Consider the following 13,755-nt stretch of genomic DNA (forward strand, 5'->3'; position numbering starts at 1 on the left):
TATGAGGCTGTCCATGATTTATGTCTCAAAATAAAGAAATGGCCCAGCTTAATATGCTGAGCCATCCCACTTGTAGCGATTGACGATCTCCATATTGATCTCTGTTCCAATGCCTTTTCCTTTCGGGATGTGGACCATTCCTTTTGAAGGCTGCAGGCTGACGAGATCTGTAAAAGGATTCTCCATGACGTCCCACTCGATCGGTTCAATGTGATCGTTCTTCATTTTAGACCATGGGGGCAGACAGGCTTGTGCAAATAAAGCATAGAGCCGTGAGAGCGATCCGTCATATGCATGGGCGGATGCTCTGACGCCAAAATAACGCGCGAGCTGGAGGCAGTCCCGAAACTCATCAATTCCGTTGACATGCATGACATCGGGCTGAATGATATCCAAACAGCGCTGTGAAAGGAGAGGCACAAATTGCGCCGGGCCTTTCATGTTTTCTCCGCCGGCAACAGGAACAGACAAACGGCTTCGAAGCATAGCGTAATCCTGCGGCTGATCAAAGGGTAAAGGCTCCTCAAGCCAGCCAATGTTCGTCCATTCGGAGAAATAGCGCTCCCATTTAAAAGCTGCAGCGGCATCGTAGCTTTGGTTTGCGTCCAGAATCATCGTAATGGAGCTGCCTGCTGTATGCTGCAGCGCATTGATGTGCCGGACATCCTCTTTGAATGAAGTCCCACCAATTTTGACTTTGATTTGCTCAAAACCTTTTTTCAACTGGGCTTCAACATTGGAGACTGAGCGGCTGATCCATTGCGGGGAGTCTGAGTACGATTGAAAAGACGCGTACACAGGAATCTCCTCTCTGTATCGCCCGCCCCATAATTCGCATACCGAACAATCCGCAGCTTTGGCTGCAATCTCTGTCAGCGCCATGCTTACAGCGGAGGCCGCCCGCTGGTGCCATTTTTGAATCGTGCGCACTAATGACAGGCGGCTGCCAGCCTGTTTTCCTAATAGAAACGGGATGATCCGCTTCGTAAAACCGACATGGAGAGCAGGGAGCCAATCAACGCATTCTCCCCAGCCGTCTATCCCGCTTTCGGTGATAATCCTGATGAGATAACAAGTCCGATATTGTTTAAACCCATTGGCATCTCCGTATGGCTTTTCTAATCGGTGAAATAGCGGAAAGGTTTCAATCCGTACAATTTTCACACTGGGTGCTACCTTTCCTCAGCGGGCTGGAGCCGATTTCCAGCCATTTTAGGGTCTTCTTTTTCTTTTGTTTCTTCATTGTTTTGCTTCACATGGATGAGCATCATCACAAGAATCCCGACAACGAGAGTCAATCCCGCAATGCTTAAAAACATGCCGGGTCTGGACCATTGCATCAAGCGGCCGAAAATCGGAGGACCGATCGCTACTCCTAAGAAACGTACAGAGCCGTACAGCGAGGTGACAAATCCCCGTCTTTCTTTGCCGACAGCCCCGGTAATAAAACTGTTCACACAAGGAAGGACAAGACCTGAGCCGATACTGCTCAGTACAAGAACACTGATAAAAAGGACAAGATTTTCAATGAATGACAGTGCCGCGTAGGATACGGTCATGAACGCCAATCCAAGTACGATCAGCTTTTTCATTAACGATTGCTTTTGCCCGATTTTGCTTCCTGTTGTATAAGACGTTACACACATAACCAAAAGCGGAATCGCTAAAATTAAGCCTTTTTTCACGCCGTCGGTGTCGTATGTTTTTTCAAGAACATCTGAGAGATAAAACAGGATGCCGAATAAAGTAAACAAACAGGTCGCACCTGCTAAATAAGCGGTAAACAGCCATCTGCCTTCATGTTTAAAGACACTTAACAGCCCTTTTGCATATTTTCCGATTGGTGGCGGTTCTTTTTCCTTTTTCTTTTCTTTAATAAAAATCCAAGTCAGTACGATCGAAATGATACAAAACACAGGAAAGGCAAAAAACGCGCCATACCAGACAAGCAGGGCGATCAGCGAGCCAATGATCGGTGAAAGCACTTTCCCCATGCCGTTTGAAGCTTCAACAAGGCCGAGCACCTTGCTCTCCTGGGCGCCTTTAAACAGATCTCCCGTCAGTGCCATGGCAATTGGGCCGGTTCCGGCTGCCCCGATTCCCTGAAGCGCACGTCCTGCCATGACCCAAGGAAAGGCATTATCAAAAAAACCTGCCGCAAACCCGGCTAACAAACCGCCGGCACCATACAAAATTAAGCAGGGAATAATGATGACTTTCCTTGAGAATCGGTCTGCGAGATAACCGACAATCGGAATCGCAAATGCTGCAATCAAGGAAAATACTGTGATCACGAGACTGACTTGAAATTGTGATAAATGAAGTTCAGATTTCATTTTTGGCAAAATCGGAATAAGCATCGAGTTTCCTAGGGTTAATATTAAAGGGATTGAACCGATTGCTACAATCGTCATTCCGTTATTTTGTTTTGATGATTCCATCTCAGAGCACACTCCTTTTCTTCTGCTTAGAATGTCCCTGATGGCTTCGTTTATTCAGCGATCAGACAGCAAAAAACCGAACAGAAGATACCTGTTCGGGAAAAAAGAGGGTTAACCGAGCGCCTGTGAAATCAAAGCATATAAGTGTCCATTTTGAATAGGCGCTTTTTTCTGATAGAACAAAAGCGGAGGTTCATCATCTTTATGAAATCCCATTTCTATCAGGCTGTCATGCAGAGACGTGTGTTCACTCGGTATATCGATTCGCATCGGCCCTTGTTTGCCGGCCGCCAGCCTGTTAATTATCTGTGTTGCAACATCTGATGATGGAGCGATGATGGGGCCGAATTTCAAATTGGCCGGTGTCTGTACAGAAAGTCCGTAGCCAATTAGCTGTCCGTCATGATTTCTGGCGATGATACATTCGCATGAAGCAGAAATAAGCTGCTGCAAAAGGTTTGATCGATCTCCGCCAAAGGCAGCCAGATCCGCCGCGGTTAAGTCGTGAAAGTCTTGTTCTCTAAAGGAGGTCAGTTCAGCGTCAAGCTTTTTTGTATAAGGTTGAAAACTATGACAGCTGTACTTTCGCACTGAACCTGCCGTATGAAAACCTGCTTTTTCATAAAGGGGCAAACCTTCTTTTGTGGCGCAAAGCCTGATGGCGGTGTTTTCACCCGTTTGGGTGATACAGGCGTTTACCATACGCCGGCCGAGACCGAGCCGTTGATATTCTTTGTCCACGATAACGAGGCCGATAGAAGCAAGACGGCCAAACAAAAACAAGCCGATGCAGGAAATAATATCACCGCTGACATTTTGATAACCGAAAAAGCGTCCTTGCTGGACAAGCAGTGCCAGCTCTTGTTCGCCGTAATCCGGCCACCCGGCTTGCCTGCAAAGCCGCAATAAGCCGGAAACATGTTCTTCATGAAGCTCAATCAGCTCATCCACTACGTTCATAAGATCACCTGCTTGTTCCTAGTGTTTTGTACATGACAATATGAGTGCCTATGCCGGGAATCTCAAACGGTTCGCCGAGTTCTTCCCACCCAAGCTTTGAATAGTAGCCTTTCACATGGCTTCTGGCATTGCACCAGACTGCCTGAACGCCGTTCTTTGCCAGTTTCTCTTCCGCGTGTTTGATCAGCGTGCTCCCGCCTTTTTGATCGCGATATCCTTCAAGCGTTGCCATGCCTCTCAGCCGATATGCTGGGGATTCTGTTATTAATGGCTGAATTTGCGGGGAAAAAGAAGCGATGCTGATCAGCTTTCCTTCAAAAAACGCGCCGAGATGAAAGGAGCCTTTTGCATGATCTTCTTCATATTTGCATTGTTCAATGGATTGATGGGGGCGCAGAATGCGGTGCCGGATTTCATATGTATCTTCCGCGGAAATGGTTTTGACTTCGAGCATAATGTTCCTCCTCATGACTGTTTTTCTATATCGTAACACGAATCCCGTTGAAAAAGACCGCCCGATTGGATCAGACAGTCTTTTAAGGGATTAATGCAAAAAGATATTTTGGCGCTGCTCATCTTTTTGCTGAATATATGAAGTAAGCTCAGCGGTTAAGTCAGATCTGAGGAAAGGCGTTATCAAGTAGATGCCGTTGAACAGCTCGCATGCCGTATCCAGCAGGGAGCGTGCAATCGCAAGGCCTTCCGCCTTTTGCTTTTCTTTATCTTCACCGGCATGGGCCATTTTTTCGCGAATCGTATCAGACAGCTTAATGCCGGGAATTTCATTATGGATGAATTCGGCATTCCGGCTGCTTGTCAGCGGCATGATGCCGATATAGATCGGCGTCTTCAGATGTTTTGTTTCATTATGGATATCGACAAGCTGCTGCTCGGAATAGACAGGCTGAGAAACAAAATAATCTGCGCCGCAATCTATTTTTTTCTCAAGCCGTTTTACCGCTTTATCCAGATGGCGGACGTTAGGATTAAATGCAGCAGCAACTGAGAAATTCGTTTTCTTGCCGAGCGGTTTTCCAGACAGAGACAGACCTTCATTGAATTGTTTGATCAGCCTGATTAAATCAAAAGATGTTAAATCATATACAGACGTCGCACCAGGAAAATCCCCGATTTTAGAAGGGTCACCTGTAATAGCAAGCACGTCATTCAGCCCTAACGTATCAAGGCCCATTAAATGTGACTGTAAGCCGATAATGTTACGGTCACGGCACGTAATATGGACAAGGGAACGCATATCTAGCTGCTGTTTGACAAGAGCCCCGCAGGCAACATTGCTGATCCGCGGGGTCGCCAGAGAATTGTCGGCGAGTGTCAGGGCATCGATTCCCGCTTCTTTTAATTCAGCCGCCGCCGATAGAAATTTGTCAAAGCTTAGTTTTTTCGGCGGGTCCAGTTCTACGATAATAGAGCGTTTTTTCGCCGCGATCTCATCCAGGCCGGGCTCGGTTCGCTCGTGATGAACAGAAATGAATTCTTTCGCCCGGGTTTTGACTTCTTTTTCCGTAATCGGAGCCAGCCCGCCAACTGCTTCCGCCATCGCCCGGATGTGATTTGGCGTTGTGCCACAGCAGCCGCCGATAATCCGCGCGCCTTGCTTACGGAATTCTGACGCGCTGTTTTGAAAATACGTGTCGTCTGTTTCATAGACGAGCCGTCCCTCTTCAAGCGAAGGAAGACTGCTGTTCGGATAAACGGATAAGAATACGTCATCAAAAATCGGCACTTCGCTGAGCGCTTCAATCATGTGATAAGGGCCGAGGCGGCAGTTAATGCCGACAATATCAGCTCCGAGATCCGCAATCGAGCGCAATGCGTCAGAAAGCGGCGTTCCGTCCTGCAATACGCCTTGCTCGTGCATGGAGACATTGAGCATAATCGGAAGATCAGTCTCTTTGCGCGCGATTTTCAGCACTTCACGGGCTTCTTCCAAATCATAATATGTTTCTAACAGCAAGCCATCCGGCTCTTCATGCAGCAGCAGGTACAGCTGCTCGCGGAAGCTGCGCTTAATTTCGTCAAGACTGTACGCGTTTTTATTAAATGTGCGTATGCCGCCCATCGTTCCAAGCACGTATGCATCGCCTGCTGAAGCCCGCGCGATCTTTACGGCTTCCTGATTCATTTTTTTGATGTCATCCTCAAGCCCGTGTCTGGATAATTTAATATAGTTGGCCCCGTACGTATTCGTTTGAATAATGTTGGCTCCCGCTTCAACGTACGCTTTATGTATGCGCTGAATTTCCTCCGGCTTTGAAATATTGAGTTCCTCAAAACACCTGTCAATGCCATAGGAGTAGAGGAGCGTCCCCATGGCGCCGTCACCGATTAACACCTGTCTTTGCAAATCTTCTAAAAGTCCCATTGTCTGCCTCCTTTATTCACATCAGCAAGGAAAAAAGAGAAATAAAAAAAAGTCCTCTTAAGAAGAAGACTTTGTCAGTGATTTTGTCTCTTCTTATCTTCCAAGCTGTTCGAGCTTGCTGGATTTAGCACCTTGGTCATGGCTGATCGCCATTACACCGGTTGCTGAAGCTTCGTCGGGCCAGTCCCTCTGCTTCTCTTGATAAGAACGGATATGAAATTTTCGTGTCAGGAAGTGCCAAAAGATACCTGGCGTTTTTCCCTTTATCCAAATTTACCGAAAATAAAGACAATAATCAATAGGAATCAGAAAATTTATCTGAAATTTATAAATTGAACGTCAATTGGCAGATCTGCTCCCCGCACAGCTGAGATAATCTGCTGCAGGTCATCTTTGTTTTTTCCGGTGACACGCACTTGATCATCCTGCACCTGAGACTTTACTTTCAGTCCGGAGTTTTTGATGATCGTATTGATTTTTTTTGCGTTGTCCTTGTCAATGCCTTGAACAAGCTTTGCACGCTGGCGTACCGTTCCGCCTGACGCGTTTTCAACCTTGCCGTAATCAATGTTTTTTGTCGGTACGTTTCGTTTAATCAATTTGCTGACCAGCACATCTTTCAGCTGGCTTAATTTGAATTCGTCATCGGAAACGAGGACCAGCTCCTCTTTATCTAAAGAAATGTCGCTTTTGCTGCCTTTAAAGTCATATCGGGTACTGATTTCCTTGAGTGCGATTTGGATTGCGTTTTGCACTTCAGGCAACTCCACCTTGGATACAATATCAAATGAGCTTTCTTTTGCCATATGAACCACCTCCATAACATTTAACTTATGTGTTGATTATAGTAGAATAAAGAGAAACTTCCAACAGAACAAAGAATCAATTTGTGATGATTGGAAAAAATGTTAACAAAATCCGCAGAGAATAAGCGGAACAGGAAGGACGATAGCATGAGACCAGGGCAGCAATTAACCTTGAGTATAGATCACCAAACCGACTTCGGTTACTTTTTAACCGATGGGGAAGATACGATTCTCTTACATAACAGTGAAATGACTGAGGATATCGAGGACAGAGACGAAGTAGAAGTCTTTATATACGTCGACCAGCAGGAAAGGCTTGCGGCCACGATGAAAATTCCGGTCATCAGCGCGGATGAATATGGCTGGGTTGAAGTGATGGATAAAGTGGAAGATATGGGCGTTTTCGTTGATGTCGGTTTATCGAAGGACGCACTAGTCGCAACTGAGCATTTGCCCCCGTACGAAGATGTCTGGCCGCAAAAAGGGGACAAACTTTACTGTATGCTGAAGGTGACGAACCGGGGGCGCATGTTTGCGAAACCAGCGCCGGAGGATATCATCAGCGAACTGTTTACCGACGCTTCAGAAGATCTGATGAATAAAGAGCTGACAGGTACGGTGTACAGGCTGATCGCATCGGGTTCATTCGTGATCACGGATGACGGTATCCGCTGTTTTATTCACCCGTCAGAAAGAAAAGAGGAGCCAAGACTGGGTTCAAGAGTCACAGGACGGGTGATTCAAGTGAAAGAAGACGGTTCAGTCAACTTGTCGCTGCTTCCGAGAAAACAGGATGCAATGTCAGTTGATGCTGAGTGCATTCTAACGTATATGAGAATGAGAAACGGTGCCATGCCGTACAGTGACAAAAGCCAGCCTGACGATATCAGAGAACGTTTTAATATGAGCAAAGCCGCCTTTAAACGCGCGCTGGGCCATTTGATGAAAAACGGAAAAGTGTATCAGGAAAATGGATGGACATACGAGAAAAAATAGCATGAAAACGGCTCGCCTGCAGCAGACTGCGGAGCGAGCCGTTTTTTATGTCTAGTTTAATTCATCAACCAGCGTTCTGATTGCCATTTCGCGATCCACATTGTCTGAAATCGCAATCGGCGTAATATCAATGGCGAGAATGATCAGAATCAGGGCACCGGCTGCAGCAACATAAGAAACATAATAGAAATAGTTAGCGGTATCAACAGTGTTGACAAGCTCGGCCTGAACTCTGGATGTATCATCCTTGGAAGCGGCGATTTCCTTTGCAGCTTCTACTTTCTCTTCAACGATTTGACCTGCTTTTTTCAGCAGTTCATCCACTTTCAATGCATCTTTGCTGTAAACAGCTTTCTTCAGGTTATCAAAAAAGTCAGCATCCTCTTTTTTAATATCAGCGACAACCTGATTGGCAAAAGCCTTTGCCTGTTTTGTGTTGAGTTTGTCTGTCATCGCTTTATTAAAGACCTCTGGAAGCTGTTTGCCAACTTCCCCTTGGGCAAACACAAAGCCTTTAAAAATTTCCTCACCTGAATACTCAAGCTGCTTTGCCTGTGCCACACTTTCTTGCTGCTTCACCAAAAACACAGTCGTCACCAATACAACCGACAAAAATACTAGAAACGCCTTCTTCAAACTGAAACCTCTCCCTTCTTGTGTTTTTTATTCCACAACAGTCTGCGAATATATGTAAATTGAATCGTGGAATCGATAGGAGTGAGATACAATATCAAAATGCCGGCCATGATAATCGAAAAACTGATGAGGCCCAGCATGACTGCAAAAATCTCATGCATAAAAACAGCGATGATCAAAATCAATCTCCAATGCTTCTTCGGCGCAAACAGCGCCGCGAAGATGACAATTTGAACCAGCAGCGTCCCCCATGTCGGAATCACCACGAACGGACTTGTTACAATTGGCTTCGTTAACGCCTGAAAAAAGCCGTTGAAGCCAATGGTTTTTTCCTGGGCGAAATAATAGACGGCCGTTCCGTCCACCCATTCCTGCTGAGACAGCTTAGCGACGGTAGAGTGAAAATAAAGCACCGCCACTTGGATTCTGATCACAAAATAAGAAATAAAAGCTGTTATTTTTCCAAGTGTTCTTTTGCCCTCTATAGGTCTCGTACTCCAATGCCATTTTCTCGGATCGGTCAGCGTGATGGGAAGCAATAAAAAGGTCAAGACGGCTGCTGCCTGCTCGCCTCCGTCGATGACGATCAGCGATGACTGCAGGCTGTAACTGACATACCAATGCAGAACCCCGGTGATTCTGGGGCGCCAGCCAATGACAACAAGCACCAGAATGGCAATGCAGACCCATCTGAAAAGATTTAACATCATATAGTTATTTTCGCCGAGGCAAAAGAGACTGAGATTCATTTTACAAGCTGGATAGCTGCTGATCCCGCTGGCTGGCTTCATAATGAGGCTCGGGTGATTGATGAGCAGCGTCAGCAGGCTGGATAGCGCAATGATGCTTCGCGCGAGGCCGTATACATTTGTCCACGGGTTTCTTTCGTCCCATCTGGTGATGGTCTGTTTTATGTTTTCGAGCATGAGATCACAACCTTGACTATGCTTTTTACCTGATAAGACGAAGGGGTGTATTTAGAATAGCTCCAAGGAACAATATCCTCTTTCGTCAAATAGTAGCTGCCACAAAGCAGCGGGCGGGGAGCGGGTGTTTTTAATTGCACGGTTTTGGCTTTGCTTTTGCATGCGCCGAGGTCCTTTTCTTTACATGCTGTCCACTGTTCCTTGCTGACTTGGCTGTAGATCACGCCCATTTCAACGCCTTGTGACCGCCCATACCGATACAGGCCGAATAGGTTGTCAGCCCTCATATTGGGCCATCTGACCTTGGCGCTGGCATTTTCAGCCTCATATAAGCCGATTGCAGTATCACGCGGATTTTTGCTAAAAAAGCCCCAGCCCTGAGGGAGGATGCTGGACATGAGAAATTTGGAGTCCTTTGTCAGCGGAATCGGGGTTGTCCCTAAGCTGCCAATAATAGAAAACAGAAATAGCGAACCCCAAAGGATTGAAAAAATGACAAAAAATGATATCGATTTCTGCATTCGACTGCTCCTTTTAACCTGAAGAATCGTTTTTACACTTTTCATAATATAAAAACATTTATGTAATAAAAAGGTTAAAAAGTATGAGAAATTCCATTTTTGTTAAAAGAAAAAACAGGACATTTTACACTGCTATATGTGATTGATATATAGTGTTTTTTTCGATATATTTAAACCATGAAAACGAATCAAGTTAATGACCGCTGGATTGTTCAATTTCGAAAAGGGATTTTCGAGCTGGCCATCCTATCCCTGCTGCGTTCTAAACCGATGTACGGTTATGAGCTGACGTCATCCTTAAAAACCACCTCGGCGCTGGCTATTTCAGAGGGAGCGATTTATCCGATTCTGAAACGTATGACCGAGAAGGGATGGATCGAATTTTTTTGGGAAGATTCACTGGACGGCCCGAAAAGAAAGTATTACAAAATGACGCAAAAAGGAGAAGAAATGTTAAAAGAACGGCTGGAGAAATACCTGGAAACCCATCAAGCCTTACTGTCTTTATCGGGGGATTTGCTATGAATGGACAGCTTATCATTGACCGATACATGGAGGAACTAAATGCAGAGCTGGCGAATATGCCTGATGTAGAGAGAGAAAACGCTATCGACGAATTAAAGGGGCATATCACCGCTTTCGTTCAAGACAGAATCAAAGCCGGCCTTAGTGAAGAGGAACTGCAGGAAGCTGTTGAATCTGAATTTTCTCATCCGAAGGAGCTTGCCGAATTGATGATGGGTGATGGGGGAGAGACGAAAAGGAGGAGGTCTTTATTGGGCAAAAGCTGGCTTTCGGTCCTTCTCATTGTCACGATTATCGCCCTGCCGCTGCTGCCGTCCGACTTCAGACATCTGCCGCTGGCTGTTTATTTAATGGTGCTCGCCGGATATGTATGGAAGCGGAAAAAATTGATGATGTTTGCAGGTGTCAGAAAAAACAAAATGCGCTCTCAAAAGGAGATTGTCAAGATTTCGCGAGTCGGTGCGGTTTATCTGCTGTTTTTAGCAGTGCTGCTTCTTTTGAGCCCGTTCCTCAATGCGCTTGTCGTCCTGCTGCTGATTGCAGTAAGCTGTGCCGCTTTTTTTCTTTTTCTTAACATCAAGTAATCTTGTAGGAGGCTGTAAGATGGAAATCAGCATCAATTATCTATTAATTGTCATCGCGCTTTTATTCTTTGTGGTTGCCTATTTTGTCGGAATCAAAAAACAAACCTGGATGCTGGCTGGGTTTAACGAGGCGCGTATACGGGATAAAGATCGGCTGGCCAGAATAGCAGGCTACTTTTTCTTGAATTCCGGTTTGTTCATTTTGCTGAATAGTTTTATCTCATTTCAAGGTCAGGAGCAGCTCATACCTCCGCTTATACTGGCATATGGAGCAGGGGTTATTATTTATGTCAATAAAAAATTAGTAGAGTAGAAAAAGAAGGGCAGAGCGAAATATCTCTGCCCTTCTTTTTTGGGAAAATAAGAACGAAGCACCACATACAAGTTTTTGTATTTTTGATAGGATGAAGAAAAATGATAGATTCCAAAATAGGAAGGATGTGGTGTTTTGCGCAACCTGACCAAGACATCTCTATTACTGACCGGCTTATGCACAGCGGCCCAAATGGTTTTTGTAACACATGCCTCAGCTGATCAAAGCATCAAATACGACCATACGTATCAAACCCCTTCATACATCATCGAAAAGTCACCGCAGAAGCCGGTACAAAACACAACCCAGAAAGAATCGCTATTTTCCTATCTTGACAAGCATCAAACGCAGTTTAAGCTCAAAGGGAATGCGAACAGCCATTTTCGCATTTCGAAAACCATAAAGGATCCAAAGACAAAACAAACGTTTTTTAAATTAACGGAGGTTTACAAAGGAATTCCAATTTACGGCTTTGAACAAGCGGTCGCGATGAAGGAAAACAAACAAGTGAATAGTTTCTTTGGAAAGGTGCACCCGCAAATCAAGGACGTCTCCGTCACACCGTCTATTTCTGAGCAAAAAGCAATACATACAGCGAGGCGTGAGCTCGAGGCTTCCATTGGAAAAATCGATTATCTTGATGGGGAACCAAAAGGCGAATTATATATCTATCCACACGACGGTGAATATGATCTCGCCTACCTCGTGAGACTCTCGACATCTGAACCTGAGCCTGGCTATTGGCATTATTTCATCGATGCCAAAAACGGAAAAGTCATTGAGTCCTTTAATGCCATTCATGAAGCGGCAGGCACAGGAATCGGCGTGTCAGGTGATGAAAAAAGCTTTGACGTCACAGAACAAAATGGGCGCTTTTATTTGGCTGACGAAACAAGGGGAAAAGGGATCAATACGTTTGACGCGAAGAACCTGAACCAAACCTTGTTTACGCTTTTGTCTCAACTGATCGGGTATACGGGCAAAGAAATAGTCAGCGGCACGTCCGTATTTAATGAACCTGCGGCTGTAGACGCACATGCAAATGCGCAAGCCGTTTACGATTATTACAGCAAGACATTTGGCCGTGATTCTTTTGATCAAAACGGAGCAAGGATTACGTCTACCGTGCATGTCGGCAAACAATGGAACAATGCTGCGTGGAACGGTGTCCAGATGGTATACGGTGATGGAGACGGTTCGAAATTTAAGCCGCTGTCTGGATCGCTCGACATTGTCGCGCATGAAATCACACACGCAGTCACACAGTATTCCGCCGGTCTTTTATATCAAGGAGAACCCGGTGCATTAAACGAGTCCATTTCTGACATTATGGGCGCGATGGCTGACCGTGATGATTGGGAGATCGGCGAAGATGTCTATACTCCTGATATTGCAGGAGATTCATTGCGGTCATTGGAGGACCCATCTAAGCAGGGAAATCCAGATCATTACTTGAACCGCTACACAGGAACAGAGGATTATGGCGGAGTCCATATCAATTCGTCCATTCACAATAAAGCAGCTTATCTTCTTGCAGAAGGAGGCGTGCACCACGATGTACAGGTTGAAGGGATTGGGCGTGAAGCAAGTGAACAAATTTACTATCGGGCTTTAACATATTATGTAACGGCATCTACAGATTTCAGCATGATGAAGCAAGCGGCGATTGAAGCTGCCAATGATTTATACGGTGAAGGCTCGAAGCAATCAGCTTCAGTCGAAAAGGCGTATGAGGCTGTCGGCATTCTATGAGCAAACAAAAACAGTCAGGACACAGAGTCTGACTGTTTTTGTTTGCTCATTTTCTTAAAAAGAATATCGCCAATGTACCTGGACCGGCATGCGAGCCGATTGCTGAACTGATTGGATGCATAATGATTTCTTTCGGCTTGAACGCTTCCTCAATCAGGTGTTTCATGTCCGTGGCTTTTTCTTTGTTCGCGGCGTAGCTGATCCCGACGGTTTGATTGCTCCAATCATCCCCGCGCTCTTTCATAAGTTCGATGATCCGTTTGAAAAGTTTCTTCTGTCCGCGGATTTTTTCCAGAGGCACAAGCTTGCCGTCCTCCATCTGAAGCAGCGGTTTAATATTCAACAGGCCGCCGACAAAAGCGGACGTTTTGGATATCCGGCCGCCCCTCGCGAGATATGTTAAATCATCAACGGTAAAAATGTGTTCAAGCTGGCTGCAAAAGTTCTTTACAGACGTTTCAATTTCTTGTATTGTATTCCCGTTGATACAGAGATCGGCAGCATACCGGACAGCCAGACCGTATCCTAATGACGCGCATTTGGAATCAATGACCCGCAAATCGAAATCGGGGAATTCCTCCTTCACTTCATTGGCGATCATTACAGCTGTCTGATACGTGCCGGAGAGACCTGAGGAAAAGGCAATGTAAAGAGCGGGATCACCTGTTTCGGCATATTGCAAAAACACATTTTTAATCGTTTGCGGTGAGGCTTGGGACGTCTTAGGCGTTTCTCCATTTTGCATCGCTTCAAATATTTGATCCGCTTGAATTGTGACTGCATCTTCGAATTCTTTATCGCCGAGAGAAACCCTGAGTGGAATAAAGCCAATGCCTTTTTCTTCAAAATAAGAACGAGGCAAATCAGTGGCGCTGTCAGCGATGAGATGAACTGTCATATTGCTTCCCTTCT

15 protein-coding genes and 1 riboswitch are annotated in these 13,755 nt (G+C 45.6%); of the genes, 5 read left to right on the top strand and 10 right to left on the bottom strand.

The genetic code is table 11. The features are described 5' to 3' along the window. Positions 1-48: 48 nt before the first annotated feature. From AC0OMU_RS02555 to AC0OMU_RS02580, 6 genes are all read right to left on the bottom strand, one after another. Complete coding sequence (locus AC0OMU_RS02555) at positions 49-1,164, bottom strand: mandelate racemase/muconate lactonizing enzyme family protein (protein WP_340035042.1); 1,116 nt, start codon at positions 1,162-1,164, stop codon at positions 49-51. An 8-nt stretch (positions 1,165-1,172) separates the two neighbouring features. After that, positions 1,173-2,441: an MFS transporter gene (locus tag AC0OMU_RS02560; RefSeq protein ID WP_047182410.1), complete on the bottom strand. Its 1,269-nt coding sequence runs from the start codon at positions 2,439-2,441 to the stop codon at positions 1,173-1,175. Between the two features lie 111 nt (positions 2,442-2,552). Continuing rightward, on the bottom strand, positions 2,553-3,401 hold the full coding sequence (locus AC0OMU_RS02565) for a GNAT family N-acetyltransferase (RefSeq protein WP_474240880.1): 849 nt from the start codon (positions 3,399-3,401) through the stop codon (positions 2,553-2,555). Positions 3,402-3,405: 4 nt separating this feature from the next. Next, positions 3,406-3,855 (bottom strand): GNAT family N-acetyltransferase, encoded by a 450-nt coding sequence (locus AC0OMU_RS02570; protein ID WP_181218810.1) that lies wholly within the window; start codon positions 3,853-3,855, stop codon positions 3,406-3,408. 90 nt (positions 3,856-3,945) lie between these two features. Next, positions 3,946-5,784 carry a bifunctional homocysteine S-methyltransferase/methylenetetrahydrofolate reductase gene (locus tag AC0OMU_RS02575; RefSeq protein WP_003245847.1) on the bottom strand — a complete coding sequence of 613 codons (1,839 nt, stop codon included), beginning with the start codon at positions 5,782-5,784 and terminating at the stop codon, positions 3,946-3,948. 90 nt (positions 5,785-5,874) lie between these two features. Next, a riboswitch (SAM riboswitch) is annotated at positions 5,875-5,992 on the bottom strand. Positions 5,993-6,098: 106 nt separating this feature from the next. Continuing rightward, entirely contained in the window at positions 6,099-6,590 is a 492-nt protein-coding gene (locus AC0OMU_RS02580; protein ID WP_003233034.1) for a YajQ family cyclic di-GMP-binding protein, read from the bottom strand. Between the two features lie 99 nt (positions 6,591-6,689). On the opposite strand from AC0OMU_RS02580, the gene AC0OMU_RS02585 reads away from it, so the two are divergent. Next, positions 6,690-7,586 carry a CvfB family protein gene (locus tag AC0OMU_RS02585; protein WP_474240881.1) on the top strand — a complete coding sequence of 299 codons (897 nt, stop codon included), beginning with the start codon at positions 6,690-6,692 and terminating at the stop codon, positions 7,584-7,586. 51 nt (positions 7,587-7,637) lie between these two features. On the opposite strand, the gene AC0OMU_RS02590 is transcribed toward AC0OMU_RS02585, so the two are convergent. The 3 genes from AC0OMU_RS02590 to AC0OMU_RS02600 are packed head-to-tail and all read right to left on the bottom strand — an operon-like array spanning position 7,638 to position 9,669. Beyond that, on the bottom strand, positions 7,638-8,222 hold the full coding sequence (locus AC0OMU_RS02590; protein ID WP_003244950.1) for a sporulation delaying protein family toxin: 585 nt from the start codon (positions 8,220-8,222) through the stop codon (positions 7,638-7,640). Then, positions 8,219-9,148 carry a sporulation-delaying protein SdpB family protein gene (locus tag AC0OMU_RS02595; RefSeq protein WP_181218813.1) on the bottom strand — a complete coding sequence of 310 codons (930 nt, stop codon included), beginning with the start codon at positions 9,146-9,148 and terminating at the stop codon, positions 8,219-8,221. Before AC0OMU_RS02595 ends, AC0OMU_RS02590 begins: the two co-directional genes overlap by 4 nt. Next, complete coding sequence (locus AC0OMU_RS02600) at positions 9,133-9,669, bottom strand: SdpA family antimicrobial peptide system protein (RefSeq protein ID WP_015383323.1); 537 nt, start codon at positions 9,667-9,669, stop codon at positions 9,133-9,135. The genes AC0OMU_RS02595 and AC0OMU_RS02600 overlap by 16 nt, the downstream gene beginning before the upstream one ends. A 177-nt stretch (positions 9,670-9,846) precedes the next feature. On the opposite strand from AC0OMU_RS02600, the gene AC0OMU_RS02605 reads away from it, so the two are divergent. The 4 genes from AC0OMU_RS02605 (at position 9,847) to nprB (ending at position 12,843) form a co-directional block, all read left to right on the top strand. Continuing rightward, positions 9,847-10,194 (top strand): PadR family transcriptional regulator, encoded by a 348-nt coding sequence (locus AC0OMU_RS02605; protein WP_003245674.1) that lies wholly within the window; start codon positions 9,847-9,849, stop codon positions 10,192-10,194. Continuing rightward, positions 10,191-10,778: an HAAS signaling domain-containing protein gene (locus tag AC0OMU_RS02610; RefSeq protein WP_017695665.1), complete on the top strand. Its 588-nt coding sequence runs from the start codon at positions 10,191-10,193 to the stop codon at positions 10,776-10,778. The genes AC0OMU_RS02605 and AC0OMU_RS02610 overlap by 4 nt, the downstream gene beginning before the upstream one ends. Positions 10,779-10,797: 19 nt before the next feature. Continuing rightward, a complete protein-coding gene (locus AC0OMU_RS02615) occupies positions 10,798-11,091 on the top strand; it encodes a DUF3784 domain-containing protein (RefSeq protein WP_003233021.1) in 294 nt (97 codons plus the stop codon). Positions 11,092-11,226: 135 nt separating this feature from the next. Then, positions 11,227-12,843, top strand: a complete 1,617-nt coding sequence (nprB, locus tag AC0OMU_RS02620) for a neutral protease NprB (RefSeq protein ID WP_181218815.1) — start codon at positions 11,227-11,229, stop codon at positions 12,841-12,843. Between the two features lie 46 nt (positions 12,844-12,889). Here nprB and AC0OMU_RS02625 read toward each other — a convergent pair whose 3' ends face one another. Then, positions 12,890-13,741, bottom strand: coding sequence for a DegV family protein (locus tag AC0OMU_RS02625; RefSeq protein ID WP_181218817.1), 852 nt, complete (start codon positions 13,739-13,741; stop codon positions 12,890-12,892). Between the last annotated feature and the right edge of the window lie 14 nt (positions 13,742-13,755).

The sequence above is a fragment of the Bacillus sp. FAU18 genome (genome assembly GCF_056033885.1).

Bases quoted from the DNA above. Each gene is read 5' to 3' on its own strand.
- AC0OMU_RS02560 (WP_047182410.1), bottom strand. From the start codon at position 2,441: ATGGAATCATCAAAACAAAATAACGGAATGACGATTGTAGCAATCGGT.
- AC0OMU_RS02565 (WP_474240880.1), bottom strand. From the start codon at position 3,401: ATGAACGTAGTGGATGAGCTGATTGAGCTTCATGAAGAACATGTTTCC.
- AC0OMU_RS02570 (WP_181218810.1), bottom strand. From the start codon at position 3,855: ATGCTCGAAGTCAAAACCATTTCCGCGGAAGATACATATGAAATCCGG.
- AC0OMU_RS02575 (WP_003245847.1), bottom strand. From the start codon at position 5,784: ATGGGACTTTTAGAAGATTTGCAAAGACAGGTGTTAATCGGTGACGGC.
- AC0OMU_RS02580 (WP_003233034.1), bottom strand. From the start codon at position 6,590: ATGGCAAAAGAAAGCTCATTTGATATTGTATCCAAGGTGGAGTTGCCT.
- AC0OMU_RS02585 (WP_474240881.1), top strand. From the start codon at position 6,690: ATGTTAACAAAATCCGCAGAGAATAAGCGGAACAGGAAGGACGATAGC.
- AC0OMU_RS02595 (WP_181218813.1), bottom strand. From the start codon at position 9,148: ATGCTCGAAAACATAAAACAGACCATCACCAGATGGGACGAAAGAAAC.
- AC0OMU_RS02600 (WP_015383323.1), bottom strand. From the start codon at position 9,669: ATGCAGAAATCGATATCATTTTTTGTCATTTTTTCAATCCTTTGGGGT.
- AC0OMU_RS02605 (WP_003245674.1), top strand. From the start codon at position 9,847: ATGAAAACGAATCAAGTTAATGACCGCTGGATTGTTCAATTTCGAAAA.
- AC0OMU_RS02610 (WP_017695665.1), top strand. From the start codon at position 10,191: ATGAATGGACAGCTTATCATTGACCGATACATGGAGGAACTAAATGCA.
- AC0OMU_RS02615 (WP_003233021.1), top strand. From the start codon at position 10,798: ATGGAAATCAGCATCAATTATCTATTAATTGTCATCGCGCTTTTATTC.
- AC0OMU_RS02625 (WP_181218817.1), bottom strand. From the start codon at position 13,741: ATGACAGTTCATCTCATCGCTGACAGCGCCACTGATTTGCCTCGTTCT.